Origin of the sequence: Motilimonas cestriensis (genome assembly GCF_021295315.1) — a bacterium.
In the GTDB taxonomy this organism is placed as follows: domain Bacteria; phylum Pseudomonadota; class Gammaproteobacteria; order Enterobacterales; family CBDFNC01; genus Motilimonas; species Motilimonas cestriensis.
Window position 1 is genome coordinate 57,413 of sequence record NZ_JAIMJA010000015.1, and the last position, 26,461, is coordinate 83,873.

Below are 26,461 nucleotides of genomic sequence, written 5' to 3' on the forward strand. Positions count from 1 at the left end.
TCAACTTAATGGGTAATTACTCACACTATCGCCAAAGATAGACGATACGGCGCTTGCTGAATAATTAATGGGTTGGTAAAGTTAGCGCAATTCCGCCATTTTTTTGCAGGATCTCCATGTTTAAGAAACTTAGAGGCCTTTTCTCCAACGATCTGTCTATCGATTTGGGAACGGCTAATACATTAATTTATGTCAAAGATCAGGGCATCGTACTGAACGAGCCTTCCGTTGTTGCTATTCGTCAAGAAAGAAATGGCAGTGGTCCAAAGAGTGTTGCTGCTGTGGGTAGTGATGCAAAGCAAATGTTAGGCCGTACGCCGGGTAACATTAAAGCGATTCGTCCGATGAAAGACGGGGTTATTGCCGACTTTTATGTGACCGAAAAAATGCTGCAACACTTCATCAAGCAAGTTCATAATAATAATTTTCTGCGCCCTAGCCCTCGTGTACTGGTATGTGTGCCTTGTGGTTCAACGCAAGTAGAGCGCCGTGCTATTCGTGAATCGGCTCAAGGAGCGGGTGCGCGTGAAGTGTACTTAATTGATGAGCCAATGGCGGCTGCAATTGGTGCGGGTTTGCCGGTTTCTGAAGCAACTGGCTCGATGGTTGTTGATATTGGTGGTGGTACCACAGAAGTGGCGATCATTTCATTAAATGGTGTGGTTTATTCTTCATCGGTGCGCATTGGTGGTGACAAGTTTGATGACGCTATCATTAACTACGTCCGTCGTAATTATGGCAGCTTAATTGGTGAAGCAACGGCAGAGCGTATTAAACACTCTATTGGTAGCGCTTATCCGGGCGATGAAGTAAAAGAAATTGAAGTGCGCGGTCGTAACCTAGCAGAAGGTGTACCAAGAAGTTTTACGCTGAACAGTAATGAGATTTTAGAGGCACTGCAAGAGCCATTGACGGGTATTGTCAGTGCTGTCATGGTGGCTCTAGAGCAATCGCCACCTGAATTGGCATCGGATATTTCTGAGCGTGGTATGGTGTTAACGGGCGGTGGCGCTTTATTGCAAGATCTTGACCGTTTATTAATGGAAGAAACCGGCATTCCAGTAGTGGTAGCAGACGATCCGCTAACCTGCGTTGCGCGCGGCGGTGGTAAAGCCCTTGAAATGATTGATATGCATGGTGGCGATTTATTCAATTACGAATAAACTTTAAAGCTGTGATTAACCATTAACATTGTTGTAAAACGAGGAACAGGATGTTCCTCGCTAATGTGTCAACTTAGCTTGGCAAAATGGTGCAGGTGATTGGAACGCCTTAAATCAAAACAAGTTAGGTAATGAAATTAGTGCGCGGCTATCTTTTTTGTCTCTCATGCTGCGATGATGATTTACCCTTTTTTTTCGTGTCGCGATCTCTTCGTGTATTTTGGAGCGACCTTGTTTTTTAGCGATAATTCATGAAACCTATGTTTGGCCGAGGGCCATCTCTACAACTTAGGTTGCTACTCGCGGTAGTAGCATCCGTTTCGTTGATCTTTCTGGACAGTAAATTAGATCTGTTCTCCCCCTATCGAGTTTTTCTCAATTCTTTGGTTAGTCCACTGCAGTACATGGCCAACGCGCCGAGTCAGCTATTTGATACAGTGGCTGGAAAGGTGATCAGTCGTGAGCAACTGCAAGCAAAAAACCAAGAATTAGAGCAGCAAGTGTTTTTGATCCGCAGTGATTTGCTGCAGATGGAAAACTTGAAAGAAGAAAACAATCGCTTGCGTCAATTATTAGGATCTCCCGTGCGTCAAGATGCGCGTAAAATGGTGGCTGAAATCATGGAAGTGGATTCAGACCCTTTTACCCATCAAGTGGTGATCGATAAAGGATCGTTAAACGGGGTATTTGAAGGCCAACCTGTGGTCAATGACCAAGGGGTGGTTGGTCAAGTATTACGGGTGGGCAGTACCACTAGTCGAGTACTGCTGATTACCGATAACAGTCACGGTATTCCGGTTCGCTTCCAGCGTAATGATATTCGAGCTTTAGCCAACGGCACTGGTGACTTAGAACGTTTAGATATTCCATTTATCCCACATAGTACTGATATTAAGGAAGGCGACATGTTGGTGACGTCAGGCTTAGGTGGGCGTTTTCCTGAAGGTTACCCTATCGCTGTGATTGACCGCTTTGAGTACGATGAAGGCATGCCTTATGCGCGTGTGGATGCTAAACCAGTCGTATCCCTTGACCGAATTCGCTATTTGCTGCTGCTGTGGCCCAGTGAGTCGCCAGATCCAGTTGTAACCCCTGAACCCGCTGTATCGCCTGAGCCAGATAATGCGCCAGCTAAATCGGAGGCTACCAATGGATAGAGCAAACAGCCGCGGCATGATTTATTTATCAATCATTGTTGCCATGATGCTAGCGATTTTACCACTACCAGCCCAGCTTGATGCGTTTAGACCGGATTGGTTAACCTTGGTTATTCTGTATTGGGTACTGGCATTACCCCATCGGGTTAATGTTGGCACGGCTTGGGTGGCGGGCCTTATCTTAGATATTTTATTAGGTTCAACCTTAGGTGTGCGCGCGCTAGGCTTGGCGGTGATCACCTATGTTTGCGCCATGAATTATCAATTGATCCGTAACTTTTCTGTTTGGCAACAAGCTGTGGTGATTGGCGTATTGACGGTGAGTTGTAAGTTGTTGATCTTTTGGGCAGAGCATTTAGTATCGGACATTATTCTGGTACCGCAATACTTCTGGTCGATTATTTCCACCATGTTGATTTGGCCTTGGGTATTTCTGATTTTACGGCGTACACGACGCCATTTTGGAGTGAGTTAATGGCACAGGTTTATCTTGCTTCGGCATCGCCACGTCGCGCCGAGTTGTTGACCCAACTTGGTGTGAGCTATGAATTAGTATTGCCTAACATTCCTGAGCAACGCTTAGGCAGTGAAGATCCTGAGCAGTATGTTAGACGCTTAGCATTGGCTAAGGCTCGCGCTGGCGAGGCATTAACGGCCGGCGATAAGCCCGTATTAGGCTCAGATACCATAGTCGTGATGGGGGAAAATGTACTAGAAAAACCCCTCGATTTTAATGACGCATGTCGGATTTGGCGTCAGTTATCGGCTAAAAAACATCAGGTTATGACTGCTGTTGCTTTAGTTCATGGTGATCTTGAACAAGTTGTTTGCGTCATAACTGAAGTAGAATTTGCGCACTTATCTGAATCAGATATGCAGCAATATTGGGACTCGGGAGAGCCCCAAGATAAAGCGGGTGCTTATGGCATTCAAGGGCTAGGTGGACAATTTGTGGTGGCCATTAATGGCAGTTACAGTGCTGTTGTTGGCTTGCCTTTGCACCAAACAAAGGCTTTAATTAAACAGTTTATTCAATAGCTTAAACCAATCAAAAAAATGACAGTTTAGCTTGTTATGTAGGCAAAATATCGCCCGCTAGGTTTTAATTGCGATGGTTGCGATTGTGCCAGTAATCGCCATATTGATGACAATATAAACAGGCTGGCAACCAGTATGATGAATAGAATGTTAACCTTGATTGGTAGTGGATTTTGAGCCGATTTTAATTTTTTTAACCGAGCTGGGGTGACATTGACTGTGATGACCAGACCATGGAATGCCTTATGAATGTTGAATTATTAATCAATGTGACCCCAAGTGAAACCCGCGTCGCCATTGTTGAAAGTGGTATTTTGCAAGAAATGCATATTGAGCGCCAAGCTAAGTTAGGCATCGTTGGTAATATCTATAAAGGCAAAGTGAGTCGCGTCTTGCCCGGTATGCAGGCTGCTTTTGTCGATATTGGCTTAGATAAAGCGGCTTTTTTACATGCTTCAGATATAGTCCCTCATACTGAGTGTGTCGCTAAGGTAGAAAAGGAACACTTCCAAGCTGGCAATATTGCTGAGTTAGTGCGTCAAGGCCAAGACATTATGGTACAAGTGGTAAAAGATCCCCTTGGCACTAAAGGCGCTAGGTTAACCACAGATATCACTCTTCCTTCTCGTTATTTAGTATTTATGCCCGGCAGTGCGCATGTTGGTGTGTCACAGCGCATTGAAAGTGAAACGGAGCGTGAGCGCTTAAAAGAGCTTACATCCAGTCATGTTAACGAACTCGGCGGTTTTATCATCCGCACCGCCGCTGAAGGGGCGGGCGCAGAAGAGTTACGACAAGATGCCGAGTTTTTACAACGTTTGTGGCGTAAAATTTTAAGCCGTAAAAGCAGTCATAAAGCCTGCAGCATTTTATATGAAGATTTAGGCTTGGCATTTCGTGTATTGCGCGATTTTGTCGGCACGGCAATCGAGCGTATTCGCATCGATTCAAAACAAACCTTTGATGAGTTAACCTTATTCACCCGTGAATTTGTCCCAGAACTCACCACGCGACTAGAGTACTATCCCGGCGATCGGCCAATCTTTGATATTTTCGATGTTGAAAATGAAACGCAGCGCGCCCTCGATCGCAAAGTCGAGCTTAAATCTGGTGGCTATTTGATTATTGATCAAACAGAGGCGATGACCACCATAGATATTAATACTGGTGCTTTTGTTGGCCATCGAAACCTAGAAGAAACTATTTTTAATACCAATACCGAAGCGACTCAGGCCATCGCCCGTCAGCTTAGGTTGCGTAATTTAGGCGGTATTATCATTATTGATTTTATCGACATGCAGTCAGAAGAGCATCAGCGTCGTGTATTACATAGCTTAGAGCAAGCGCTAGCAAAAGATCGCGCTAAAACCAATATTAGTGGCTTCTCTCAGCTTGGTTTAGTTGAAATGACGCGTAAACGCACACGTGAGAGCTTAGAGCATATTTTGTGTTCAGAGTGCCCTGAATGTAACGGCCGAGGCCGCGTGAAGACTGTTGAAACTGTTAGTTATGAAATATTACGCGAGATCATGCGAGTCAACCGGGCTTATGATTCTGACCGCTTTTTGGTCTACGCCTCAAGTGCCGTTTCTGAGAGTCTATTAGGCGATGAATCCCATAGCTTAGCTGAACTAGAGGTTTTTATCGGCAAGCAGGTGAAGGTTCGCCCTGAGCTACTTTATGCTCAAGAGCAGTTTGACGTTGTGATGATGTAGGTGAAGGAGTGAGGCAGTTTAGCTTACGTTGGTTGCGCCGTTTTTGGTTGGGCTTTGCCATTGTTCTTGTGCTCTTTACCATTGCCATCAGTTTATTTCGGGCCATGTTGCCCATGCTCAACAGCTATAAAGATGATTTGAATGCTTGGTTTCTGACTGAGCATCAACTTAATATCCAGCTCGATAGTCTTGATGCTACCTGGGATCGCTATGGTCCTGCTTTGGTTGTGCTAGATGCCACTTGGTTGCCAGCATCTGACGAGCCTTTTGATGTCACCATCGCACAAACTCGCATTCGATTGGATTTGCTGAAAAGTGTGCAACAAAAACAGTGGGTATTTAGCCGTATCGCCCTTTCTGGCGTGAAACTAAACTTATACCTTGATCGCTTTGGTACAACTGACTCTCCTTCTGCCCCTTTAAATAGCCAAGTTTGGCAATCTGTTCTGTTAGAGAAAATTCAAGACTTTGTTATTTTGGATAGCCAAATTGTCCTACATGCTGAACACTCTCCGAACACTATCTTTAACATAGAACAACTGAGTTGGCTCAATCTAGATGAGCGCCACCAAGGGGTTGGCAAAGGGCGGATTGGAGAAGGGGGGCAAGATAGTGAATTTAATTTTGTGCTCGATATTAAGGAAACCTCATCGCCATTATTCAGTGACTGGCTTGGTCAGTTATATGTTGAAGGTGAAACCCTTAACTTGGTACCATTGCTAGCTAAAAGGGTGGCAGAGCATAGCGAGTTGCTTGCTGCCAATGTTAATTTTAAAGCGTGGGCAGACTTTTCTTTTCAAGGCGTAACTCGTGCTCAATTACACATCCAACCTTCTCAATTAGCATGGCAGAGTCAGCAGCAAGGGCATCAACTCACCGTTAACTCTGGCTTGATAAGGTGGTGGCCAACAGAGGCGGGATGGCAGATTGATGGCAGTGAATTCAATGTATCATCAACGGCTGTGCCGCGCGACAATACTAAAGCAGTCGAATCAACTTTATCGCCTGAAAAAAAAGCACAAACGTTACTTAATTCCACGTTTAATTTTCAGTTTTATCAGCATAATGGTTTTTTAGTTGGGTCATTGGGTGAGATTGAGCTTGCGCCGTTCTTAGCACTGGGCTCGTTATTTGCTGATCCGTTAGCCAATAAAGACAGTTGGTGGACAAACGCTAAGCCGATGGCTAAAGCGCAAGGCTCGCAAGTGCTATACCAAATGAAATCAGGGCAGTACCTCGCCCATAGTGTTATTTCGGATATTAACCTTAAGGCCAATGCTGGTTTGCCAAGCTTACAGGGCGCGATGGTTCAAGTGTTGGCGTCTGAAGTAGGTGGCCGCCTATCGTTGGCGTTGACGGATACGAAGCTTGATTTTACAAAGCAGTTTCAAGCGCCAATTAAGGTTGGTCGCCTGAGTGTGCCGCTACGCTGGTCATACGGCTTACGCGGGCCCACGTTAAGCAGCGATAACGTTTTATTTAGTAATCAAGACTTAACTTGGCAAGGCCAATTTAAGCTGGACTGGTCTAATGGTGGTTCGCCGTTTTTATCGTTATACAGTGAAGCTAACGTTAAGCGCGCCAGTGAAGCCGACAAGTATTTTCCGATCCAATGGATGGGGCAAAATGTGTATGACTATTTACAGCCAACGATTGCTGCCGGTGAGGTAGAAACAGCGAAGATACTGTGGCATGGTCGGCTCGATCAATATCCTTATAACAAGGGTGAAGGGGTATTTCAGGCTTGGGTGCCGTTGACTGATACGGAATTCCATTTTTATCCCGGTTGGCCACCGTTAAGTAAAATGCAGATTAACTTGCTGTTTGAAAACGCGGGATTGTTCCTTGAAAGCTCAGATGCGACGCTAATGAAAGCGCGCTCTGACAAAATTAGCGGCACCATTGCGCACTTTGCGCCCGACGCCAGTTTAGAAATTAACGCGACTATTCAAGGTGATAGTCGTGATATCAGTGATTACTTACAAGCGTCGCCTTTGGCTGATTCGGTCGGGGTAGCACTTGAAAAAGTGGTGGTGTCAGGGCCAATTAGCGGTGATTTAAAACTTGGTATTCCTCTTAATGGTGGTCCTGCCAAGGTGAGCGGCGCGATAGCATTAAACAAGAATAGGGTGAACATTCCATTAAGCGCTGACAAGCAGCAGGAGTTAGAGCTTACTCAAGTGACTGGGCAGTTTGAATTTGACCAGGGTAACTTAAATAACGGAGCGATTAAGGCCAACTGGCAACAGCAACCGGTAACGGTGCGCTTTAGCGCTGAGCAGCAAGCCAATGACTACCAAGCTAAGGTCAATGTGCTAGCCGACTGGTCTGCTGAAAAGCTGAATAAGCAATGGTCGGCTTTACAACCGCTGGACTTAAACGGGCACTTGGGCTGGCAAGCTAGTCTCAATTATAAAAGCTTTGCCCAAGGCGGTTACCACTACAATTTACAGCTTTCATCGGACACCCGAGGCCTTGGGATCGGGCTGCCCGCGCCAATGAATAAAAATAGCCTGCGCGATTGGCCTTTGTCGATTAAGCTAGCAGGGAGTGAGAAAGGCAGTGAGTTAAACGCTGAGTTAGAGAATAAACTATTTATTCGCGCCTCGATGAATGCAAAAAATGCAGCAGAAAGCCGCTGGTGGTTGCACTTTGGCCAAACGTTGCCAAGTCAGTCTCCGGCTCGCTCAAAAGCCGTGAGCGTGGCCTTGAACCAACTTGATTTAGACCCTTGGTTGGTGTGGTGGCAGCAGCAAAGTTGGCCTCAAACGAACGCACCACAGAACGATTGGCAGCCCGACTTTATCAAGGTTAACGTGAATGAAGTGCAGTTTTGGCAACAAGCTGTGTATGGTTTGTCGATGAGTGCGCGTCGCGATCCGCAGCAGTGGGCGTTAACGCTGACATCTGATAAAGGCAAAGGCAAGATTGTTGATACTGCTGATTTACTCTCGATTGATTTTCAGCGCCTGCATTTACCTGATCTTGTGGTACCTAGCGCTGGAATGTCTGGTCAGCCATCACCTTGGTCTTGGCAACACCTGAAAAACACGCAACTGAGTTGTCAAAAGTGTCAAATAGGCAGTACTAACTTAGGCCAGGTGCAAGGGCAGTTTACCCGTCATAGCAAGGGTATTAAGCTCGATAATTTAAGCTTGTTATACGGCCACTCTGATGTACATATGACCGGCGACTGGTCGGGTGAAAAGCAGCAACAAACCCGTATAAATATTGCAATACAGAGCCAAAATATTGCTCGGTTTGCGCAAACGCAGGGCTATGATAGCCCGATGAAGGAGACCTCCGGGGTGGCTGACTTTGAATTAAGTTGGTTGGGAAGTCCGAATATGTTCAATACCTCCAGTCTTAACGGTAAGGTGAAGTTGGCGACAAATACGGGCTATATTGCTGATGTGAGTGATAAAGGTACACGGTTATTTAGCTTACTTAGCCTAGACTCCATTCGCAGAAAGTTAAACTTAGATTTTCGTGACGTATTTGTCGACGGCTTATATTTTGATTCGATCAAGAGCACGGCAAATATCACGAATGGCTTAGTTAATAGTGATGACTTTATACTTGATGCGGCGGCGGGGCGACTAGAAGGGAGAGGTCAGCTCGATCTTAACCGTTGGCAAATGGATTATCAGATGTCTTTTTACCCTGATGTGACTTCAAGCCTACCTGTGCTAGCGGCTTTCACACTCACTCCAGTGACAGGGCTGTATGTATTGCTGCTATCGAAAATTTTTGAGCCGGCAGTCGATATCATTTCAGGAGTTAATTTTAGTCTTAAAGGTGATATTTCTAACCCTGAAATTAGTGAAATAGGTCGTGAAAAAGGGGTGGTCGAAATACCGAGAGAAATTAAGGAGTCTTATGAACAACGTATCACTGATTCAGTTGATAAGCTGCAGCAAATCCGCTGACAACCTCGCTCGGATTGAACAACTCCTATATCAATTAGCGCCTAAACCGAAACAATGGGTGTTACTCCCCGAAAATGCGATTATTTTTGGTGTTAAACAAGACTATTTAGCTGCCAAAGAAAAGTTAGGTGCAGGGCCGTTACAAGATGCTTTAGCAAAGCTTGCTCAGCGTTTTAATATTTATTTAGTTTGCGGCAGCTTTCCGATAGAGAGTGAGGAGGCGGATCGAGTTTACACCTCAAGCCTCGTTTTTTCACCGCAAGGGCAGCTCATTAAGCATTACCATAAATTGCATTTGTTTGATGCTCAAGTGGCTGATGGCAAAGGCAGTTATCAAGAGTCTGATACCTTCAAGCCCGGCAACCAGCTGGCTTACCTTAATGAAAACGGCCTAACCCTTGGCCTGACTATCTGTTACGATTTACGTTTTCCAGCTTTGTTTCAGCAGCTAAGGCTGGCGGGAGCACAAGTGATATTTGTCCCGGCGGCGTTCACTTATGTTACGGGTAAAGCGCATTGGTTGCCTCTGTTACAGGCTCGGGCGATAGAAACTCAGTGTTATATTGTTGCTGCCAACCAAGGTGGCGATCATAGCAAGGAGCGACAAACTTGGGGTCATTCCTGTATTATTGACCCCTGGGGTGAAATAGTTGAACAATTAGAATTAGGTGAAGGGGTGCTAAGTGCCGCTGTTGACCTGACTAAACTGGAAGATATTCGCCGTCGTATGCCTGTTATGGAACATCAACGTATAGTTGGGCAAAGACTCAACAAAAAGGATTAAGAATGAGCTTTGAAACCGTTTGTCAGCACTTGTTAGGGCCAACAGAATTAAATGGCGACAAATTAGAATCGGTACTGGCGAGTATGTACCAGCATGATTTGGATTACGCTGATTTGTTTTTTCAATCAAGTCGCCATGAAAGCTGGGTACTTGAAGACGGTATTGTCAAAGAAGGCAGTTTTAACATTGAAAAAGGCGTCGGGGTTCGCGCGGTCAGTGGTGAAAAAACGGGTTTCGCTTATTCTGACCAACTTAGTTTTGCCGCCTTACAACAGGCAGCCAATGCTGCTCGAGGCATTGCCGGCGCGGGTCAATCGGGTAAGGTTAAAATTTTAACACCCACTCATGGCAAGATTATTTATCCAGAATTAGACCCCCTTGACTGTCTTGAAAAAGAAGCCAAAATCAACTTGCTGAAATCGGTTGATGCGTATGCGCGCAGTTTAAACCCCGCCGTCACGCAAGTGATTGTGAGCATGGCTGCGGTGTATGAAGAAATGTTAGTGGCTGCCAGCGATGGCACATTCGCTGCTGATATACGGCCTTTAATTCGATTTAACTGTTCGGTGTTAGCCGAAAGAAATGGCCGTCGTGAGCGTGGCAGTGCCGGTGGCGGTGGTCGCTACAGCATGGTGTACTTTACCGAGCAAGTTGAAGGCCAAGAGCGCGCGTTTGGTTATGCTAAAGAAGCGGTGCGTCAAGCCTTGGTCAATTTAGAAGCGGTTGATGCTCCTGCCGGCGCGATGCCTGTGGTATTGGGATCAGGTTGGCCCGGCGTGTTACTTCATGAGGCCGTTGGCCATGGATTGGAAGGTGACTTTAACCGTAAAGGTGCATCGGCTTTCTCTGGTCGCATTGGTGAAAAGGTTGCTTCTGAACATTGTACTATCGTTGATGATGCTACCCTTGCTAATCGTCGTGGCTCGTTAAGTGTTGACGATGAAGGTACCGAGGGGCAATACACAGTATTAATCGAAAACGGTATCTTAAAAGGTTACATGCAAGACAAGCTCAATGCGCGCTTAATGGGCGTAGCGCCAACCGGTAATGGTCGCCGTGAGTCTTATGCGCACCTACCAATGCCACGCATGACTAACACTTATATGTTGCCAGGCAAGTACGAGCATGATGAATTGATTGCCAGTGTGAAAAAAGGCATTTACGCGCCTAATTTTGGTGGTGGTCAGGTAGATATCACCTCAGGTAAGTTTGTGTTCACTGCATCTGAAGCTTATTTAATCGAAAATGGTAAAGTGACTACGCCGATTAAAGGTGCAACCTTGATTGGTAATGGCCCAGAAGCCATGTCGAAAGTGTCGATGGTAGGGAATAACTTAGCGTTAGATCCCGGTGTTGGCGTGTGCGGCAAAGATGGCCAAAGTGTGCCTGTGGGGGTTGGACAGCCGTCATTGAAATTAGATGAATTAACCATTGGTGGCACTAACTAGCAGAGAAAGCTATTTTTAATTAGGTAGTTACTAACTGAGAAAATTAAAGTAACACAACAAAAAGCATTACTGCTTTTTGTTGTGTAGCGCTTTCTTTAAACCATTTAACCAGTGTCTATGTTGCCATTAAACGATTTAGCCCTGCTTATCGACCATAATTTCACGCAAGTATTTAAATAATTCACGTGAGGATTTTGGTGGTTTATTACCCGCCGCTTCTTTGTTGGCTTGGCGCACTAGCTGGCGTAACTTTTGACGCTCAAAGCTAGGTTGCTGCTCCATTAAACGCGAGATAGCCTCATCACCTTCACTGATTAATTCATCGCGCAGCAATTCAAGTTGATGAAAAGCGTGAGTTGCGGCTTGGTGTTTATTGGTTAATACGTCTAGCGCTGCTTCGATAGGCTCCGGATCTTCTGAGCGCATTAACTTACCAATGTATTGTAATTGGCGGCGCAATGCTTCGTGTTTATTACTGATTTTATGTGCCAGCTTGATAGCGTCAGATAGATTATCAGACAGTGGAATGTTTTTGAGTTGACTCGGGCTCAAGCTAACCAAGCGGGCCCCGAGCTTTTGCAGTGCTTCACTTTCTTGCTTAAGTTGCGTTTTACTGATGATGTCGTTTTCGTCTTCTGGATGCATATTGGTTCATTCTTGTAGGTTTGATATGACTATCTTACCAGCAAATTGTCGCAAGCTCCTCATGTCATGATATGCTTGGCAGAAATGTATCGGAGTAGAAGAAATAACATGGAGCCAACAAGTCTGATTGCACAAGAACAAGACCAGTTAGAGCAAGCAGTTGCTGACGCGGTCTTGATGGCAAAAAAACTCGGGGCAGACCAAGCAGAGGTCGCAGTTAGTCGTCAAACGGGAATATCGGTTAATACCCGAATGGCAGAAGTGGAAAACATTGAATTTAACCATGATGGCGCACTGGGCATTAGTGTTTATGTCGATGGTCGTAAAGGTAATTCATCCACTTCAGATATCAGCAAGGAATCAATAGCGCGTGCCGTTGAGGCGGCAATTGACATTGCTAAACATACCAGCCAAGACCCCTTTTCAGGGTTGGCTGATGCCGATTTACTTGAACGTCAACCGCAAGATTTAGACTTGTTTCATCCTGCTTCACTCGATCCCGAATCAGGCTTAGCCCTTGCTAAGCAGTGTGAAGAATTCGCGCTGGCGGCAGATAGCCGCATTGTTAATTCTGATGGCGCCAGTTTTAGCAGCCATTTAGGCATTAAAGTCTATGGTAATAGTCATGACTACGTACAAAGCTATTTGTCTAGCCGCCATAGTTTAAGTTGTATGTTAATCGCGCAACAAGGCGATGAAATGCAACGAGATTATAGTTACACCATGACCCGTAATATTGCTGATATGTGGCGTCCAGAACGGGTCGCACAAGAAGCCGTCGAACGTACAGTGGCGCGCTTAGGTGCACGGAAAATCGACACCTGTAACTGTCCGGTGCTATTTTCTGCCGATAGTGCGGTAAGCTTGTTTGGCCATTTAGTTAATGCCATAAGTGGCGGTAGTCTTTACCGTAAATCGTCGTTTTTATTAGACAGCTTAGGCACGCAAGTGTTTCCAAGTTGGCTTAATATTAGCGAGCGACCGCATATTAAATCGGGCCTTGCTAGCTCACCGTTTGATGCTGAAGGGGTAAAAACTCAAGATCGTGAGATTATCTCAGGTGGCGATTTAAATACTTACCTGCTAACCAGTTATTCCGCTCGTAAACTTGGCATGACGACGACTGGCCATGCCGGTGGTATTCATAACTGGTTTGTACAAAGTAACCAAGGTGACTTTAAAGACATGTTGCGCCAGTTAGGCACGGGTTTGTATGTGACTGAGCTAATGGGGCAAGGGGTTAACGCTGTATCGGGTGATTACTCTCGTGGCGCAGCGGGCTTTTGGGTTGAAAACGGTGAACTGGCTTTCCCGGTTCATGAAATCACTATTGCAGGTAACTTGAAAGACATGTTTATGGGGATTCAGGCCGTTGGCAGTGATATCGATACGCGCAGCAGCCTGCAAACAGGCTCGGTGCTGATTGACAATATGAAGATCGCGGGCAGTTAATTGTTATCGCTCGCCTCGAATGAAGCGTAAATAAAACTGAACAAGCTCCTCAGATTTATACTGGGTTGAGATTAAAAGGCCGTGGCGTTACTCGTTACGGCCTTTTTATTTACAGGGGAGGTTGAATTCTAGGCTCGTAAAAAGATCGTCGCCATGCCTAAAAATGAAAACAGGCCCACTACATCGGTTACCGTAGTGAGCGCCATACCGCCCGCAAGGGCAGGGTCTATTTTAAGTTTGTTCATGATCAATGGAATACAAACGCCGGCTAAGCCAGCCACTGATAAGTTGATGAACATGGCCCCGGCGATTACGTAGCCAATGTTCACGTCGCCCTTCCAAATAACCACCGCCACAGCCACAAGCAGTGCCCAAATTAAACCATTTAATAAACCGATGGCGGCCTCTTTCATAATCAAAGTGCGAGCGTTCGAGTCACCGATGTGGCCAACGGCCATGCCGCGAATAACCAGTGCCAAGGTTTGATTGCCGGCAATACCGCCCATGCTGGGGACGATGGTCATTAATACTGCAAGAGTGGCAATTTCGGATAAGGTGGCTTCAAACATATTAGACACAGACGAGGCTAGTAATGCGGCGCCAAGGTTTACGGTTAACCAGATAGTACGGCGCTTGGTACTTTTTAAAATGGGCGCAAAGGTATCTTCATCATCATCCATCCCCGCCATCCCCATCATTTTGTGGTCGGCGTCTTCACGGATAATGTCGACTACGTCATCGATAGTGATACGTCCGAGCAGGCGGTCATTTTGATCGACTACAGGGGCACTGATTAAATCACGGCGTTCAAATATTTTGGCCACTTCTATTTCGGCCATCGCAACAGGAATGCTTTTGCGGGTGTTATCCATCACATCCATTACGGTGGAGGCGGTATCCACCGTGAGTAAGGTGGCTAGTGCAACTTCACCAATGAGCTTATCGTGTTTATTGACCACATAGAGGGCATCGGTGGCCTCTGGTAGCTCACCTTTCAAACGTAAATAGCGTAACACCACATCAATAGTGACATCAGGTCTGAGCGTGATGGTGTCAGTGTTCATTACGCTGCCGGCGGTATCTTCAGGGTAGCCTAAGGCTTGTTCAAGACGATGCCGGTCTTGGGCGTCCATTTGCGCCAATACTTCTTGATAGGCCGAGTCATTTAGACCGCTAAGGACATAGGCAAGATCATCGGTGTCCATGCCTTCGGTTGCGGCAACCAGATTTTCCGTATCCATTAAGGCAAGGATACTGTCTCGAGCGTCTTCGTTTAGCTCTTCGAGGATTTCACCTTGTTGCTCAGAGTCGGTGAGTTGCCAAATGTTTTTACGCTCTGCGTGGGGACAAGATTCAAGTAGTAGGGCAATATCTTCAGGGGGAAGTTGCTGTAACATGCGGCGAACATGAACAAACATACCACTGCTCAAGGCTTTGTTAACTTCGACTAGGCGCTCATGTGTGCTCAGGTTGACTAGATTATCTAGCATCCACTTTTCCCCTTGGTGCATGTTATCAATAGGCGATAACTAATGAATTTTAATTATTATTCTTCTTCTTCAAATTTGTCTTCTATCAGTTGTTTTACTGCTTCTAATGCGCATTCAGCATCGGCCCCTTCAGCTTGGATGACGATTTGTTGGCCCTGACAGGTTTCTAGCATTAATAAGCCCATGACACTGGCTGCAGAAGCAGATTTATCACCGTGAACTAAGGTAACAACGGCGTCAAATTTTAACGCTAATTCAGCCAGTTTTACAGCCGCTCGTGCATGTAAGCCCAATTTGTTTTTAATGGTGATATGTTGCTCTAGCTGAGGCATTAACGTTTTTCCAAGGTGCGATGACGAACTTGTACTTGTTGTTCGTGGCGAAAGAATTCGGCGATTTTCTCGGCGATAAATACCGATCTATGTTGGCCGCCGGTACAGCCGATAGCGATAGTGACATAGCTGCGGTTGTTGCGTTCAAGATGAGGTAACCAAGTGCCGATGAGATTTTCTATTTGCCAGATAAATTTCATCACTAGAGGTTGTTCAGTTAAGTAGTGCTGAACTTCAGCATCGAGTCCAGTCTGTGGCTTGAGCTCTGGGATCCAGTGTGGATTAGGCAAAAAACGCGCATCAAAAACATAGTCTGCATCTTTTGGTAAGCCATTTTTAAAGCCAAATGATTCAATCACTAATACCAGTTCATGGCTTTTTTGGCCAAGGACACGCTGTTTGACTAGCTCGCTAAGCTCATGGATTGACATATCACTGGTATCGATACGTAAATCTGCCGATTCAGAGATAGGCTCGAGTAAGGTGGTTTCTTGATCGATCGCTTGAGATAGCGATAATTGCATTTTTGCTAGTGGATGCAATCGCCGTGTTTCACTGTAGCGGCGCACTAAAATACTGCTACTGGCATCAAGAAACAGCGTGGTGAGATCAACTGTTGTTTTTAAATCATCAATGACGTGATGTAATTCACTTGGGTCAAGGGGGAGGTTACGGACATCGATACTAACGGCTACGGCATCGTAGCTGTCTTTCAGGCTGGTGATTAAATCGGGCAGTAAGGGTAGAGGTAGGTTATCAACACAGTAATAGCCTAAGTCTTCCAATACTCTTAAAGCAACGGTTTTACCTGATCCGGAGCGGCCACTGACGATGGTGAGTTTCATATTGCTCCCGTTATGATGCGCAAATGAGTTCGAATAACTCCGCATCTGTTTTAGCCGCGCGAAGTTGGCGACAAATTTGTTTGTCAGAAAGTTTACCAGCGATAAGTGACAAGGTCTTTAAATGTTGGCTACACTGGCTTTCTGGAACGAGAACGGCAAACAATAAATCCACGGGCTGATTGTCGATAGCACTAAAATCGATAGCGGTCTCACACTGGATGAAAACCCCGGTAACAGGATAATCATCACTGATGCGAGCGTGCGGGATCGCAATGCCTGCACCAACACCTGTGGTGCCAAGACGCTCCCGTGTTAGTAGGTTTTCAAATACGACTTTCGGGTCGATGTTGAGTTTTTGTCCTGCTAACTCACTGATGATTTCCAGTGCTTTTTTCTTGCTTGAACAAGAGACTGCACTCAAGGTGCAGTCTGGGGTTAATAATTCATTTATATCCATATTTAATTTTAAGACTGTTTCAGCTTTTCCTTATGTTTGATTACCTGGCGATCAAGTTTGTCAACTAACGAATCAATCGCGGCATACATATCAGTGTCGTGCGAGTTAGCAAACACTTCACCGCCGGAAAGATGCAGTTTAGCTTCGGCTATTTGATTCAACTTTTCGACGTTTAATATCACTTGTGCCGAGTTAATACTATCAAAATGACGCTCTAATTTAGAGAACTTAGTTTCAACGTAGGTGCGCATTGAGTCGGTGATGTCGATATGGTGGCCAGATAGATTAATTTGCATAAACATTCTCCTGTTGCAGCCTAAAGTAGGCTTTTACGTTGGTTAGAAGGCGGGATGTTCAAAGACTCGCGATATTTAGCGATGGTTCTTCGCGCAACCTTAATGCCTTGGTCAGCAAGCAGTTGAGTAATTTTACTGTCACTTAGGGGCTTGGCAGGGGTTTCTGCTGCCACTAATTTTTTAATTAAGGCCCTAATGGCGGTGGATGAACATTCGCCACCACTTTCTGTTGCAACATGGCTAGAGAAGAAATACTTCAACTCAAAGATGCCACGCGGCGTGTGCATGAACTTTTGCGTGGTGACACGCGAAATAGTGGACTCGTGCATTTCCACGGCTTCCGCGACATCGTTTAATACCATGGGTTTCATTGCTTCATCGCCGTATTCAAAAAAAGCAACTTGATGCTGTACGATACAGTTGGCCACTTTTAACAAGGTGTCGTTGCGGCTCTCTAAACTTTTGATAAACCACTTGGCTTCTTGTAGGTGTGAGCGAATAAACTGGCTGTCATCGGTGTTTTTGGTTTGCTTAGCAAAGGAAGCGTATTGGTCATTAACGCGAATTTTTGGCATACAATCTGGGTTAAGCTCAACCACCCAGCGACCTGATTTTTTTTGCACCGAGACATCCGGCACTATGTATTGAGCATCCATTTCAACAATAGCATTGCCCGGTCTTGGCTCTAAGGTATGGATCAAGCGCATGACTTCGCGCAGGTCATCTTCTTTTAATTTGGTTTTACGACTAAGGGTGCGAAAGTCTCGGTTAGCCAGTAAGTCCATGTGCTCGCGGATCACCATAATGGCTTCTTCTAACCAAAGTGTGCCTTTTTCAATTTGATTAAGCTGGATTAACATGCATTCTTGTGCGGAACGAGCACCAACGCCGAGAGGATCAAAATGCTGTAATCGTTTTAGTACAGCTTCTACTTCGTCGAGTTCAACCTCAAGAAAGTCAGAAATAACACTGTCTAAAATATCTTCGCTGGAAACGGTCAGATAACCGGATTCATCAATGGCATCGATAATGGCAAAGGCGATAGCGCGGTCGGTTTCACTAAAGGGGGTTAATTCCATTTGCCAGATGAGGTGGTCATGTAAGTTAGCTGAGGTTTCACCTTGATAAATAAAATCGGCATCATCGCCACCTGAGCCGACACCTGAAGTGCTTGAGCCGGTGCCGGTGGTAAAGGTGTCGTCCCATGTTGAGTCAGTGGGTAGATCATCAGGAATGTCATTTTGCGCCATCGCCTCAGACGTTTCGAGTTGGCTAGAGGTGTCGTTATCGTAGCTTTGCTCTTCGTTACTGTGGTCGTTTTCTTCTACCTCTAACAGCGGATTTGATTCAAGGGCTTCTTGAATTTCTTGCTGTAAATCTAATGTAGAAAGCTGCAACAAGCGAATGGCTTGTTGTAGCTGAGGGGTCATAGTTAACTGCTGACCTAAACGCAACTGTAGGGTTGGCTTCATTAAATTCCTGTTAGATATAAATCTTTAGATAACGGTTGTTACCTATAAAAACTATAGCTTGAATTGATCGCCTAAGTAGACTCGTTTTACTTGTTCGTTTTGTAAAATGTCTTCTGGCTTGCCGGCGGCAATCATTTCTCCATGACTCACTATATAGGAATATTCACATACATCTAGTGTTTCCCTCACATTATGGTCAGTGATTAATACACCTAACCCTCTGTCTCGTAAGTGTTCTATGATCTTTTTTATATCTATTACTGAGATGGGGTCAACCCCTGCAAATGGCTCATCAAGTAAGATAAACTGAGGGTCAGCAGCCAAGGCTCTGGCGATTTCAACGCGGCGCCTTTCTCCTCCAGAAAGAGACATTCCTTTACTGTCTTTTATGTGAGTAATGTGGAACTCTTCGAGCAATTCGTTCAATCTATCTTGTTTTTGCTCTGTTGATAGTTCATCTCGGATCTCTAAGATGGCCATAATGTTTTGCGCTACCGTTAAGCGGCGAAAAATAGAGGCTTCTTGTGGCAAATAGCCAATACCTTTTTGTGCACGTACGTGCATCGGTTGGCTAGATATTTCTTCATCATCAATAAATATCTGGCCTTCGTCGCGCTTTACTAAACCAACCACCATGTAAAATGTTGTCGTTTTACCTGCGCCATTGGGGCCGAGTAAACCAACAATTTGTCCGGTGTTCACTTGTAAACTGACGCCATTCACTACACGACGATTCTTATAACTTTTCGCTAAGTCTTTTGCTTGGAGTAATGCCATTATTGCGCCGCTTTATTTGTTGATTTATCTATTGATTTATCTGATGACTTTGAGCTTTTCTTACTATCGACTTGAGCCGGTAAAAATACGGTGCGGGTTTGATTTTCGCCTTTTTGGCCTTCAATCTGGCGGGTATCAATGTTGTAGGTGATGGTTTCAGCAGTGTAGTTACTGTCTAATTGCTTCAAAGAGGCGTTTTGACTCAAAATAATTTGATTGTTTTTCTTCAGGTAACGGATTTTTTTTGCTTTGGCTTCTACTGGTTTACCATCGTCCATCATTTGATAAAAAGTGGCTGGATTACCAGTGGCGATCATCTCTTCTTCACCGGGCTTATGGCGGATGCCAACCAATTTATTAGCGGTCAGCTTAATCGACCCTTGGGTGACCACGACGTTACCTAAAAAGGTGGTTGTGTTGCTGTCAAGGTCGGCCGTATTGGAATTGGCTCGGATAACAATTTCTTGCTTTGAGTCTGACTGAAGCGCATAAGTGGGGGCGCTTAGTAATACCATTGATGCGAGTAATAGATTAAGGTTTTTCATTTAAATAAGTCGCCGTTACTTGGTTTAATAAACTGATGGTTTTACCTGATAATTGACCAAATAATCCCGTGCCTTTTTGTTGCATTTGATCGCCATATAAGGTGACTAAGTCATCGGAATGGATTTCATTTTTTATTAAATCTAGGGTGAGCTTGTCGGTGGTGATCAGGTTAATATGCTGGTCGTGCGTCAAGTTGGTGATGGTGACGTTGTTACTCAGTTCAAAGGTGTGTTGGTCGAATAAAATGCCATCGTCACCGGTGATTTGCCATTGCGTTTTATCTTCATTACGAAATAACAATAGCACTGGCTTAGTAAAAATCGTTTTTAGGTCTTGCTGGTAATAATGCATTTGTGTGGCAAAAAGCCGATAGTCAATTTGACCAGTTTGGGTAAAGACCGCCCCTTTAACTTCATTGGCAATAAAATATGCCTCAGAAGGATCGCGCTCAGCAATAGGCGTTTCACTGCGTTTAAAAAATTGCCAAGCAGCAAGAGAGACAATAAACAGAACGGATAACCAGATATTGAGCTTTTTCATACACTGGTTCCCTGCGCGTGAGCTAATTCTCCCCGCACATGTAATAGCAAATCGCAGAGCTCGCGCACAGCACCAAAGCCGCCTTTTATTGTTGTAACATAGTGAGCTTGTTGCTGCACTATTGGGTGTGCATCCGCTACGGCTACTGCTAAGCCAACCTGATTCATCACGGGTAAATCAATCACGTCATCACCGATATAAGCGACTTCATCCGGATTAAGGTTTAACTGCGTGAGTAATTGCTGGAAAGCAATAAGCTTATTATCTTGGCCTTGAAAAATATGAGAAACGCCCAGAGCGCTCATTCGGTTGTTAACAATGGTGGACTTACGTCCGGTGATCACCGCTACTTCTATACCAGCATGAAGCACGGCCTTGATACCGAAGCCATCTCGGGTGTGAAATGCTTTGAGCTCCTCGCCGTTGTTGCCCATGTAAATTCGGCCATCAGAGAACACCCCATCAATATCGCAAATAAGCAGCTTAGTATGAACCAGCTGCTGATGTTGCTGTGCGGTAATGGTGCCATATGGGGTGTTTAGCATAAAAAGCCCTAATTACATAAGTTTGAATAAAATTACATAGTGTAAAACAATAAAACTTGGTACGCGATAAAGCAGGCTAATAATAATCCGCCTTCAACGCGGGTAATTTCTTTTATTTTACCGTTACCTGCCACTATTAATAATAAAACGGTGACGCCTAACATGTAATACATATCACGCCCCGCTGCGCTAGCGTCTATGGTTCCTGGTGCTAAAATACCTGGAATAGCTAACACAGCTAAGATATTAAAAATATTTGAACCGACAATGTTTCCTAATGCAAGATCGCCTTCTTTCTTCAATACACTGGCAATACAAGCGGCTAGCTCTGGCAAGCTGGTACCAATGGCAATAATAGTTAAGCCGATGACCAAATCTGATATGCCAAAATGTTTCGCGATAACGACCGCTGAACCCACGAGTTCATTAGAGCTGTATATTAATAAGCCTAAGCCAAACACCAACCAAAATGCCGCTTTCCAAAACGGTATGTCAGAGGGAATCTCATCTTCTAGCTCTTCAACAAGTGGATCATTGGTGTTTGGATTTTTTAACGCCATCCAAGTTAAGCCGCCAATCGTCGCAAAAAAGCCAATAATTAACACCGTTCCTTCACCGCGCGTTAACTCTAGATCCCATAATAACCACGCCGCCAATAGGCTAGTCACCATGACCATAGGCAACTCACGACGCATGGTGGAAGATGCGACTAGCATTGGCCGCAATAGTGCGGTTAAGCCTAATACTAAGGTAATATTGGTAATGTTGGAGCCAATGGCATTGCCAATGGCTGTGTTAGGAGCGCCATTTAAACTAGCACTCGCAGCCACCATCATTTCTGGCGCTGATGATCCCATTGCGACTATGGTTAAGCCTATGATAAGAGGAGATATGCCTAAGTTTCGTGCGATGGCGGCGGCACCAAAGACAAATTTGTCGGCGCTCCATACTAATGCTGCTAGGCTAACAACGAGTATTAAGACATTAAGCCAAAGGATATTCGCTTCCATAGTTCCTTTCTAAAAGTGTGATCCGAAAAAGGTATTTTCCCGTTTCTGGTCTCAAATGTGAAGCGTTTGAGTATGTTTATTATTAAGCATAAAATAGTGGGCTGTATTTTAAGGTGAAATATATAATGGGACAGCTAGTTCAGATCCGTGATATGAGTTTTGCTCGAGAGCAGCGGATATTGTTCGATAACCTCAATTTGGATATCGCACAAGGTAAAATTACGGCCATTTTAGGTCCCAGTGGTATAGGTAAAACCACGTTGCTAAAATTAATCGGTGGGCAATTAACGCCATCTTCGGGGGATATTTTATTTTCCGGTGAAAGTGTCTGTCGTGCTAAGCGCGCTCAGCTATATCAAATGCGGCGTAAAATGGGGTTATTATTTCAAAGTGGCGCCTTGTTCCCTGAGTTAACGGTGTTTGAGAATGTGGCATTTCCGCTTCGTGAACACACACAGCTGACAGAGCCTGTGTTACAAACGTTAGTTAGAATGAAGTTGGAATCGGTTGGTTTACGTGGTGCAGAGCAGTTAATGGCCACGGAACTCTCTGGTGGTATGGGGCGGCGAGTTGCGTTAGCAAGGGCAACAGCGCTTGATCCTGAGCTAATGATGTATGATGAGCCGTTTGCAGGGCAAGACCCGATTTCTATGGGCGTGTTGTTAAAACTGATCCGTGATTTAAACCAAAGCTTAGGGCTAACTTCTATCGTAGTTAGCCATGATGTGACAGAGGTTCTCGAAATTGCCGATTATGTTTACGTGTTGGCGGATAAAACGATTATTGCCCAAGGAACGGCTGACGGGATTAAGTCTAATCAAGACCCTAGACTGGTTCAATTTATTAATGGATTGCCCAACGGGCCAGTGCCGTTCCATTATCCCGCGAGCGATTTTTTAAAGGATTTAGCAGCGCAGTGATTAATCAAATTCAACGAATAGGGGAACGAAGCATTAACTTTGTGACCCGCCTTGGTGTCGCAGGATTAATGCTCGTGAATGCATTATTCAGTCAACCAAATTGGAAGTTTTTACGTTTAGTGGGGCTGCAAGTTTACAATTTAGGCGTACTCTCGCTGCCTATTATTTTGGTCGCCGGGTTATTTATCGGCATGGTCTTAGGCCTACAAGGCTATAATGTGCTAGTTAGTTATGGCGCAGAGCAAAGTCTGGGTACGATGGTCGCGTTATCTTTATTACGTGAACTGGGGCCGGTGGTGACGGCATTGTTATTTGCCGGTCGTGCAGGCTCGGCATTAACCGCTGAGGTTGGGCTAATGAAGGCCACTGAGCAAATCTCGAGTATGGAGATGATGGCGGTAGATCCTTTTAAACGCATTATTGCCCCGCGCTTTTGGGCTGGCGTGTTATCAATGCCTGTGCTGGCTTTTATGTTCTCCATGATAGCTATATGGGGCGGCAGTTTTGTTGGGGTTGATTGGAAAGGTATAGATAGCGGTGGCTTTTGGTCGGTAATGCAAGCCAGTGTCGATATTCACCAAGATATTTTTTACGGTTTTATTAAAAGTACGGTGTTTGCTTTTGTTATTGTATGGGTGGCCTTGTACAACGGCTATTATGCTAAGCCTTCGTCTGCTGGTATCAGTGAGGCGACAACGCGAACCGTGGTAAATGCGTCTTTAATGGTGTTGGCGCTTGATTTTATATTAACCATTTTGATGTATGGTTAAGCTTAGGAAACAAAAATGACAGAGAAAAAATTACATTTAGCAGTGGGGAGCTTTGTTTTAGCGGGCTGTTTTGCTTTAGTTTTATTAGTCGTGCAAGTTGCTGGATTTTCCTTTACTCAAGACCAAGGCTCTTATACCTTGAAGGCGAAGTTCGACAATATTGGCGGATTAAAGGTTCGCTCACCGGTTAAGTTAGGTGGCGTTGTGGTTGGGCGTGTTGAAGCGATCTCCCTTGATGCCAAAAGTTATACTCCGGTTGTGACCTTAAGAATGGACCAGCAATATGGCTTTTATCCAGAAACCAGCTCTCTTTCGATTTTGACCGCGGGGCTATTGGGTGAGCAATTTATCGGTTTGCGTCCTGGCTTTATGGATGACGATATTGAGTTACTCGGCGAAGGGGATTTTATTGATGACACTAAATCTGCTTTGGTACTCGAAGATTTGATCGGACAGTTTTTATTTTCAATTCAAGATAACAGTAAGGAATAAAACATGTTATTGCGCTTTTTGTTGCCATTATGTTTACTGCTTTCTACCAATATGGCGATCGCTGCTAGCCTGAAAGAATACCAAGATCCTTATCAACTAATCGAAGAAGTAGCGGGTAAAGCTTTTGCTCGGGTCAAACATGAAAAAGCTTTAATGGAAAAAGATCCCGCTCATGCTGAGGATATTGTCCGAGAAGAGTTACTATTTTATGTTGATTCAAAGTATTCGGCTTATAAAGTCGTCGGGCCGGAACTGAGAAATACCACGCCAGAGCAAAGGGAAAACTTTGTCGCTGCATTTAAAGAGCACATGGTAAAAACCTACTCAACGGTTCTGTTTAAATATGATCAACAAGTTTTACAATTTGATGCAAGAGAGTCGTTTGCCGGTAAGAAAATAGTGACCGTGCCGGTGCGCTTTGTGCAAGCGGGCTCACCAGACATCAATGTGTCATTTAAGCTACGTTTAGACAAAAGCACTCAATCATGGCGGGTGTTTGATGTAATTGCTGAAGGCGTAAGTTTATTATCAACTAAGCAATCTGAGTTAGGTAGTTTGATTCGTAAAGATGGTATTGACAGTGTGACTGCGCAACTCATCGCCAAAAGTAATGAAAATAAATAGATGCTAGATTTCACACTAAAACAGCAAATCCTTTCTATTACTGGAGCCTTGGTCACCGAGCAAGTGGCCGGACAGGCTCCGAGTATCTTAACTGATTTTGATAAAATAGATCTTGCCGGTGTCAGTGAATTTGACTCTGCAGGCTTAGCTTGGTTAGTCACGTTTTATGCCCCCCTTGGCTGTGAATTTATCAATTTACCTTCAAGTTTACGCAAGCTTGCTGATTTATATGGATTAACCCCCTTGTTTGAACCTTCGTAAGGTGCCGATAAAAGCGTGATTGTTAACAAAAACCAGAATAATCACGCGTTAGCGGTTTAACTTAGACGCAATTGGTGATAAAACAGCTGACTTTTATGGCCTGTCAGACTGATCTCTGCCGTCAGCGAGCCAAAGTTTCACGTATTTTTCTTAATAAAAGTAGGATTTTACTATGGATCCAAAAGAAATAGAGGCGAAGTTATTAGCCGCACTGCCACTAGAGGCATGTTATGTCAAAGGTGAGGGCAGTCACTTTCAAGTGATCGCTGTTTCTGACATGTTTGAAGACATGAGTCGCGTAAAAAAACAGCAAACCATCTACGCTCCCTTGATGGAAGAAATTGCTGCAAACACGATCCATGCTTTGAGCATTAAAGCTTTTACGCCGCAGCAATGGCAAAAAGAAAAAATATTTAATCAGCCGTCCTGAATCGAGGTATGAATGGATAAGTTTTTAATCAAAGGTGGTTGCACCTTAAATGGTGATGTAACCATCTCTGGCGCTAAAAACGCTGCGTTACCAATTTTATTTGCCACCTTATTATCAAACCACGAAGTGGTGATTTCTAACGTACCTAAACTACGTGATATTAAAACCACATTGGCTTTATTGCGTGAGTTAGGGGCAACTGCAGAGCAAAACGAAGACGTGGTGATCAACGCTGGCGGCGTGCATCATCAAAAAGCGCCATATGATTTGGTTAAAACCATGCGCGCTTCTATTTTAGCTCTTGGGCCTTTGGTTGCTAAATACGGCAAAGCAGATGTGTCTTTACCGGGTGGTTGTGCGATTGGTGCACGCCCAGTGAATTTACATATTCATGGCTTAGAGCTGATGGGGGCCAATATCGTTGTTGAGGATGGTTACATCAAAGCGCGTGTTGATGGCCGCTTGAAAGGCGCTCACATCGTGATGGATATGGTTAGCGTAACGGGTACTGAGAACCTCATGATGGCAGCTGCATTAGCAGATGGCACAACGGTTATTGATAATGCCGCGCGTGAGCCTGAAGTCGTCGACCTTGCTAACTTTATTAATGCCCTTGGCGGTAAAGTGTCAGGAGCGGGTACCGATAGTATTACTATTGAAGGTGTTGAAGCCTTAACGGGTGGTCAATATGAAGTACAGCCTGATCGCATTGAAACAGGGACTTTTCTTGTTGCTGCAGCAGTAACAGGTGGCAAGATCACTTGTCATAAGACCAGTCCGCGTTTACTTGAGGCGGTGTTGGCTAAACTAGAAGAAGCGGGTGCGTTAGTGGAGTCGGGTGATGACTGGATTTCATGTGATATGCGCGGCCGGACACTGAAATCAGTCAATGTTAAAACCGTGCCTTACCCAGGTTTCCCCACTGACATGCAAGCGCAGTTTACCGTGCTTAACGTCGTGGCTGAAGGTGCTGGACGCGTCACCGAGACTATTTTTGAAAACCGCTTTATGCATGTGCCGGAACTACAGCGCATGGGTGCAGACGTAGAGCTGGAAGGTAACACGGCCATTTGTGCTTACACTGAGCAGCTTTCTGGTGCGCAAGTCATGGCTACTGATTTACGTGCTTCAGCGAGTCTAGTGATTGCCGGCTTAGTGGCAAAAGGTGATACCATCGTTGATCGTATTTATCACATTGATCGTGGTTATGAGTGCATTGAAAATAAACTCATTCCTTTAGGCGCAACGATGGAGCGTATTGCTTAACATCGCGCTTTAAACATTAAAACGGCCGCTTAATTGCGGCCGTTTTTTTATCGTGCT

General features: G+C 44.9%; 28 protein-coding genes. 16 read left to right on the plus strand and 12 right to left on the minus strand.

The window, feature by feature from the left end:
* The first annotated feature begins 116 nt into the window (after positions 1 to 116).
* The 8 genes from K6Y31_RS14655 to tldD all read left to right on the plus strand — a co-directional run bounded on the left by K6Y31_RS14655 (position 117) and on the right by tldD (position 11,234).
* Positions 117 to 1,163, plus strand: a complete 1,047-nt coding sequence (locus K6Y31_RS14655; RefSeq protein ID WP_232799954.1) for a rod shape-determining protein — start codon at positions 117 to 119, stop codon at positions 1,161 to 1,163.
* Positions 1,164 to 1,414: 251 nt separating this feature from the next.
* Entirely contained in the window at positions 1,415 to 2,320 is a 906-nt protein-coding gene (gene mreC, locus K6Y31_RS14660) for a rod shape-determining protein MreC (RefSeq protein ID WP_232799953.1), read from the plus strand.
* Positions 2,313 to 2,795 (plus strand): rod shape-determining protein MreD, encoded by a 483-nt coding sequence (gene mreD, locus K6Y31_RS14665; RefSeq protein WP_232799952.1) that lies wholly within the window; start codon positions 2,313 to 2,315, stop codon positions 2,793 to 2,795. Before mreC ends, mreD begins: the two co-directional genes overlap by 8 nt.
* The gene (locus tag K6Y31_RS14670; protein WP_233053707.1) at positions 2,795 to 3,358 is read left to right on the plus strand and encodes a Maf family protein; all 564 of its coding nucleotides are present in this window, start codon (positions 2,795 to 2,797) and stop codon (positions 3,356 to 3,358) included. Before mreD ends, K6Y31_RS14670 begins: the two co-directional genes overlap by 1 nt.
* A 245-nt stretch (positions 3,359 to 3,603) precedes the next feature.
* Complete coding sequence (gene rng, locus K6Y31_RS14675) at positions 3,604 to 5,073, plus strand: ribonuclease G (protein ID WP_233053708.1); 1,470 nt, start codon at positions 3,604 to 3,606, stop codon at positions 5,071 to 5,073.
* An 8-nt stretch (positions 5,074 to 5,081) separates the two neighbouring features.
* Complete coding sequence (locus K6Y31_RS14680; protein ID WP_233053709.1) at positions 5,082 to 9,002, plus strand: YhdP family protein; 3,921 nt, start codon at positions 5,082 to 5,084, stop codon at positions 9,000 to 9,002.
* Complete coding sequence (locus tag K6Y31_RS14685) at positions 8,953 to 9,786, plus strand: carbon-nitrogen hydrolase family protein (RefSeq protein WP_233053710.1); 834 nt, start codon at positions 8,953 to 8,955, stop codon at positions 9,784 to 9,786. The genes K6Y31_RS14680 and K6Y31_RS14685 overlap by 50 nt, the downstream gene beginning before the upstream one ends.
* Positions 9,787 to 9,788: 2 nt before the next feature.
* Complete coding sequence (gene tldD / locus K6Y31_RS14690; RefSeq protein WP_233053711.1) at positions 9,789 to 11,234, plus strand: metalloprotease TldD; 1,446 nt, start codon at positions 9,789 to 9,791, stop codon at positions 11,232 to 11,234.
* A 135-nt stretch (positions 11,235 to 11,369) separates the two neighbouring features.
* Here the strand turns inward: tldD and yjgA are convergent, their stop codons facing one another.
* Complete coding sequence (gene yjgA / locus K6Y31_RS14695; protein WP_232799946.1) at positions 11,370 to 11,879, minus strand: ribosome biogenesis factor YjgA; 510 nt, start codon at positions 11,877 to 11,879, stop codon at positions 11,370 to 11,372.
* 108 nt (positions 11,880 to 11,987) lie between these two features.
* Here yjgA and pmbA point away from each other — a divergent pair, with 108 nt between their 5' ends.
* A complete protein-coding gene (gene pmbA / locus K6Y31_RS14700; protein WP_233053712.1) occupies positions 11,988 to 13,331 on the plus strand; it encodes a metalloprotease PmbA in 1,344 nt (447 codons plus the stop codon).
* A gap of 128 nt (positions 13,332 to 13,459) precedes the next feature.
* On the opposite strand, the gene mgtE is transcribed toward pmbA, so the two are convergent.
* The 11 genes from mgtE to K6Y31_RS14755 are packed head-to-tail and all read right to left on the minus strand — an operon-like array spanning position 13,460 to position 21,641.
* Positions 13,460 to 14,821: a magnesium transporter gene (mgtE, locus tag K6Y31_RS14705; RefSeq protein ID WP_233053713.1), complete on the minus strand. Its 1,362-nt coding sequence runs from the start codon at positions 14,819 to 14,821 to the stop codon at positions 13,460 to 13,462.
* Between the two features lie 56 nt (positions 14,822 to 14,877).
* Positions 14,878 to 15,153: an HPr family phosphocarrier protein gene (locus K6Y31_RS14710; RefSeq protein WP_233053714.1), complete on the minus strand. Its 276-nt coding sequence runs from the start codon at positions 15,151 to 15,153 to the stop codon at positions 14,878 to 14,880.
* Positions 15,153 to 15,998: an RNase adapter RapZ gene (rapZ, locus tag K6Y31_RS14715; protein WP_233053715.1), complete on the minus strand. Its 846-nt coding sequence runs from the start codon at positions 15,996 to 15,998 to the stop codon at positions 15,153 to 15,155. Before rapZ ends, K6Y31_RS14710 begins: the two co-directional genes overlap by 1 nt.
* Before the next feature lie 10 nt (positions 15,999 to 16,008).
* Positions 16,009 to 16,455 carry a PTS IIA-like nitrogen regulatory protein PtsN gene (ptsN, locus tag K6Y31_RS14720; RefSeq protein WP_233053716.1) on the minus strand — a complete coding sequence of 149 codons (447 nt, stop codon included), beginning with the start codon at positions 16,453 to 16,455 and terminating at the stop codon, positions 16,009 to 16,011.
* 8 nt (positions 16,456 to 16,463) lie between these two features.
* Complete coding sequence (gene hpf, locus K6Y31_RS14725) at positions 16,464 to 16,751, minus strand: ribosome hibernation promoting factor (protein WP_233053717.1); 288 nt, start codon at positions 16,749 to 16,751, stop codon at positions 16,464 to 16,466.
* A 20-nt stretch (positions 16,752 to 16,771) separates the two neighbouring features.
* Positions 16,772 to 18,223 (minus strand): RNA polymerase factor sigma-54, encoded by a 1,452-nt coding sequence (locus K6Y31_RS14730; RefSeq protein WP_233053718.1) that lies wholly within the window; start codon positions 18,221 to 18,223, stop codon positions 16,772 to 16,774.
* 51 nt (positions 18,224 to 18,274) lie between these two features.
* Positions 18,275 to 19,000 carry an LPS export ABC transporter ATP-binding protein gene (gene lptB / locus K6Y31_RS14735; protein WP_233053719.1) on the minus strand — a complete coding sequence of 242 codons (726 nt, stop codon included), beginning with the start codon at positions 18,998 to 19,000 and terminating at the stop codon, positions 18,275 to 18,277.
* On the minus strand, positions 19,000 to 19,545 hold the full coding sequence (gene lptA / locus K6Y31_RS14740; protein WP_233053720.1) for a lipopolysaccharide transport periplasmic protein LptA: 546 nt from the start codon (positions 19,543 to 19,545) through the stop codon (positions 19,000 to 19,002). The genes lptB and lptA overlap by 1 nt, the downstream gene beginning before the upstream one ends.
* Positions 19,532 to 20,086 (minus strand): LPS export ABC transporter periplasmic protein LptC, encoded by a 555-nt coding sequence (gene lptC, locus K6Y31_RS14745; protein ID WP_233053721.1) that lies wholly within the window; start codon positions 20,084 to 20,086, stop codon positions 19,532 to 19,534. Before lptC ends, lptA begins: the two co-directional genes overlap by 14 nt.
* Entirely contained in the window at positions 20,083 to 20,631 is a 549-nt protein-coding gene (gene kdsC, locus K6Y31_RS14750; RefSeq protein WP_233053722.1) for a 3-deoxy-manno-octulosonate-8-phosphatase KdsC, read from the minus strand. The genes lptC and kdsC overlap by 4 nt, the downstream gene beginning before the upstream one ends.
* Before the next feature lie 32 nt (positions 20,632 to 20,663).
* The gene (locus K6Y31_RS14755; protein WP_232799934.1) at positions 20,664 to 21,641 is read right to left on the minus strand and encodes a calcium/sodium antiporter; all 978 of its coding nucleotides are present in this window, start codon (positions 21,639 to 21,641) and stop codon (positions 20,664 to 20,666) included.
* Positions 21,642 to 21,766: 125 nt separating this feature from the next.
* Here K6Y31_RS14755 and K6Y31_RS14760 point away from each other — a divergent pair, with 125 nt between their 5' ends.
* The 7 genes from K6Y31_RS14760 to murA all read left to right on the plus strand — a co-directional run bounded on the left by K6Y31_RS14760 (position 21,767) and on the right by murA (position 26,404).
* Positions 21,767 to 22,561: an ATP-binding cassette domain-containing protein gene (locus tag K6Y31_RS14760; protein WP_233053723.1), complete on the plus strand. Its 795-nt coding sequence runs from the start codon at positions 21,767 to 21,769 to the stop codon at positions 22,559 to 22,561.
* Positions 22,558 to 23,331, plus strand: a complete 774-nt coding sequence (gene mlaE / locus K6Y31_RS14765; protein WP_233053724.1) for a lipid asymmetry maintenance ABC transporter permease subunit MlaE — start codon at positions 22,558 to 22,560, stop codon at positions 23,329 to 23,331. The genes K6Y31_RS14760 and mlaE overlap by 4 nt, the downstream gene beginning before the upstream one ends.
* A 15-nt stretch (positions 23,332 to 23,346) precedes the next feature.
* The gene (mlaD, locus tag K6Y31_RS14770; RefSeq protein ID WP_233053725.1) at positions 23,347 to 23,823 is read left to right on the plus strand and encodes an outer membrane lipid asymmetry maintenance protein MlaD; all 477 of its coding nucleotides are present in this window, start codon (positions 23,347 to 23,349) and stop codon (positions 23,821 to 23,823) included.
* A gap of 3 nt (positions 23,824 to 23,826) precedes the next feature.
* The gene (locus K6Y31_RS14775; RefSeq protein ID WP_233053726.1) at positions 23,827 to 24,447 is read left to right on the plus strand and encodes an MlaC/ttg2D family ABC transporter substrate-binding protein; all 621 of its coding nucleotides are present in this window, start codon (positions 23,827 to 23,829) and stop codon (positions 24,445 to 24,447) included.
* Positions 24,448 to 24,708, plus strand: coding sequence for an STAS domain-containing protein (locus K6Y31_RS14780; RefSeq protein WP_233053727.1), 261 nt, complete (start codon positions 24,448 to 24,450; stop codon positions 24,706 to 24,708). It begins immediately after the preceding gene.
* A 172-nt stretch (positions 24,709 to 24,880) separates the two neighbouring features.
* Positions 24,881 to 25,138, plus strand: coding sequence for a BolA family protein (locus K6Y31_RS14785; RefSeq protein ID WP_233053728.1), 258 nt, complete (start codon positions 24,881 to 24,883; stop codon positions 25,136 to 25,138).
* 12 nt (positions 25,139 to 25,150) lie between these two features.
* Positions 25,151 to 26,404 (plus strand): UDP-N-acetylglucosamine 1-carboxyvinyltransferase, encoded by a 1,254-nt coding sequence (gene murA, locus K6Y31_RS14790; RefSeq protein ID WP_233053729.1) that lies wholly within the window; start codon positions 25,151 to 25,153, stop codon positions 26,402 to 26,404.
* The last annotated feature ends 57 nt before the right edge of the window (positions 26,405 to 26,461 follow it).

Coding starts and splice junctions, on each gene's coding strand:
- K6Y31_RS14655 (WP_232799954.1), top strand. CDS start 117: ATGTTTAAGAAACTTAGAGGCCTTTTCTCCAACGATCTGTCTATCGAT.
- mreC (WP_232799953.1), top strand. CDS start 1,415: ATGAAACCTATGTTTGGCCGAGGGCCATCTCTACAACTTAGGTTGCTA.
- mreD (WP_232799952.1), top strand. CDS start 2,313: ATGGATAGAGCAAACAGCCGCGGCATGATTTATTTATCAATCATTGTT.
- K6Y31_RS14670 (WP_233053707.1), top strand. CDS start 2,795: ATGGCACAGGTTTATCTTGCTTCGGCATCGCCACGTCGCGCCGAGTTG.
- rng (WP_233053708.1), top strand. CDS start 3,604: ATGAATGTTGAATTATTAATCAATGTGACCCCAAGTGAAACCCGCGTC.
- K6Y31_RS14685 (WP_233053710.1), top strand. CDS start 8,953: ATGAACAACGTATCACTGATTCAGTTGATAAGCTGCAGCAAATCCGCT.
- tldD (WP_233053711.1), top strand. CDS start 9,789: ATGAGCTTTGAAACCGTTTGTCAGCACTTGTTAGGGCCAACAGAATTA.
- yjgA (WP_232799946.1), bottom strand. CDS start 11,879: ATGCATCCAGAAGACGAAAACGACATCATCAGTAAAACGCAACTTAAG.
- pmbA (WP_233053712.1), top strand. CDS start 11,988: ATGGAGCCAACAAGTCTGATTGCACAAGAACAAGACCAGTTAGAGCAA.
- mgtE (WP_233053713.1), bottom strand. CDS start 14,821: ATGCTAGATAATCTAGTCAACCTGAGCACACATGAGCGCCTAGTCGAA.
- K6Y31_RS14710 (WP_233053714.1), bottom strand. CDS start 15,153: ATGCCTCAGCTAGAGCAACATATCACCATTAAAAACAAATTGGGCTTA.
- rapZ (WP_233053715.1), bottom strand. CDS start 15,998: ATGAAACTCACCATCGTCAGTGGCCGCTCCGGATCAGGTAAAACCGTT.
- ptsN (WP_233053716.1), bottom strand. CDS start 16,455: ATGGATATAAATGAATTATTAACCCCAGACTGCACCTTGAGTGCAGTC.
- hpf (WP_233053717.1), bottom strand. CDS start 16,751: ATGCAAATTAATCTATCTGGCCACCATATCGACATCACCGACTCAATG.
- K6Y31_RS14730 (WP_233053718.1), bottom strand. CDS start 18,223: ATGAAGCCAACCCTACAGTTGCGTTTAGGTCAGCAGTTAACTATGACC.
- lptB (WP_233053719.1), bottom strand. CDS start 19,000: ATGGCATTACTCCAAGCAAAAGACTTAGCGAAAAGTTATAAGAATCGT.
- lptA (WP_233053720.1), bottom strand. CDS start 19,545: ATGAAAAACCTTAATCTATTACTCGCATCAATGGTATTACTAAGCGCC.
- lptC (WP_233053721.1), bottom strand. CDS start 20,086: ATGAAAAAGCTCAATATCTGGTTATCCGTTCTGTTTATTGTCTCTCTT.
- kdsC (WP_233053722.1), bottom strand. CDS start 20,631: ATGCTAAACACCCCATATGGCACCATTACCGCACAGCAACATCAGCAG.
- K6Y31_RS14755 (WP_232799934.1), bottom strand. CDS start 21,641: ATGGAAGCGAATATCCTTTGGCTTAATGTCTTAATACTCGTTGTTAGC.
- K6Y31_RS14760 (WP_233053723.1), top strand. CDS start 21,767: ATGGGACAGCTAGTTCAGATCCGTGATATGAGTTTTGCTCGAGAGCAG.
- mlaD (WP_233053725.1), top strand. CDS start 23,347: ATGACAGAGAAAAAATTACATTTAGCAGTGGGGAGCTTTGTTTTAGCG.
- K6Y31_RS14775 (WP_233053726.1), top strand. CDS start 23,827: ATGTTATTGCGCTTTTTGTTGCCATTATGTTTACTGCTTTCTACCAAT.
- K6Y31_RS14780 (WP_233053727.1), top strand. CDS start 24,448: ATGCTAGATTTCACACTAAAACAGCAAATCCTTTCTATTACTGGAGCC.
- K6Y31_RS14785 (WP_233053728.1), top strand. CDS start 24,881: ATGGATCCAAAAGAAATAGAGGCGAAGTTATTAGCCGCACTGCCACTA.
- murA (WP_233053729.1), top strand. CDS start 25,151: ATGGATAAGTTTTTAATCAAAGGTGGTTGCACCTTAAATGGTGATGTA.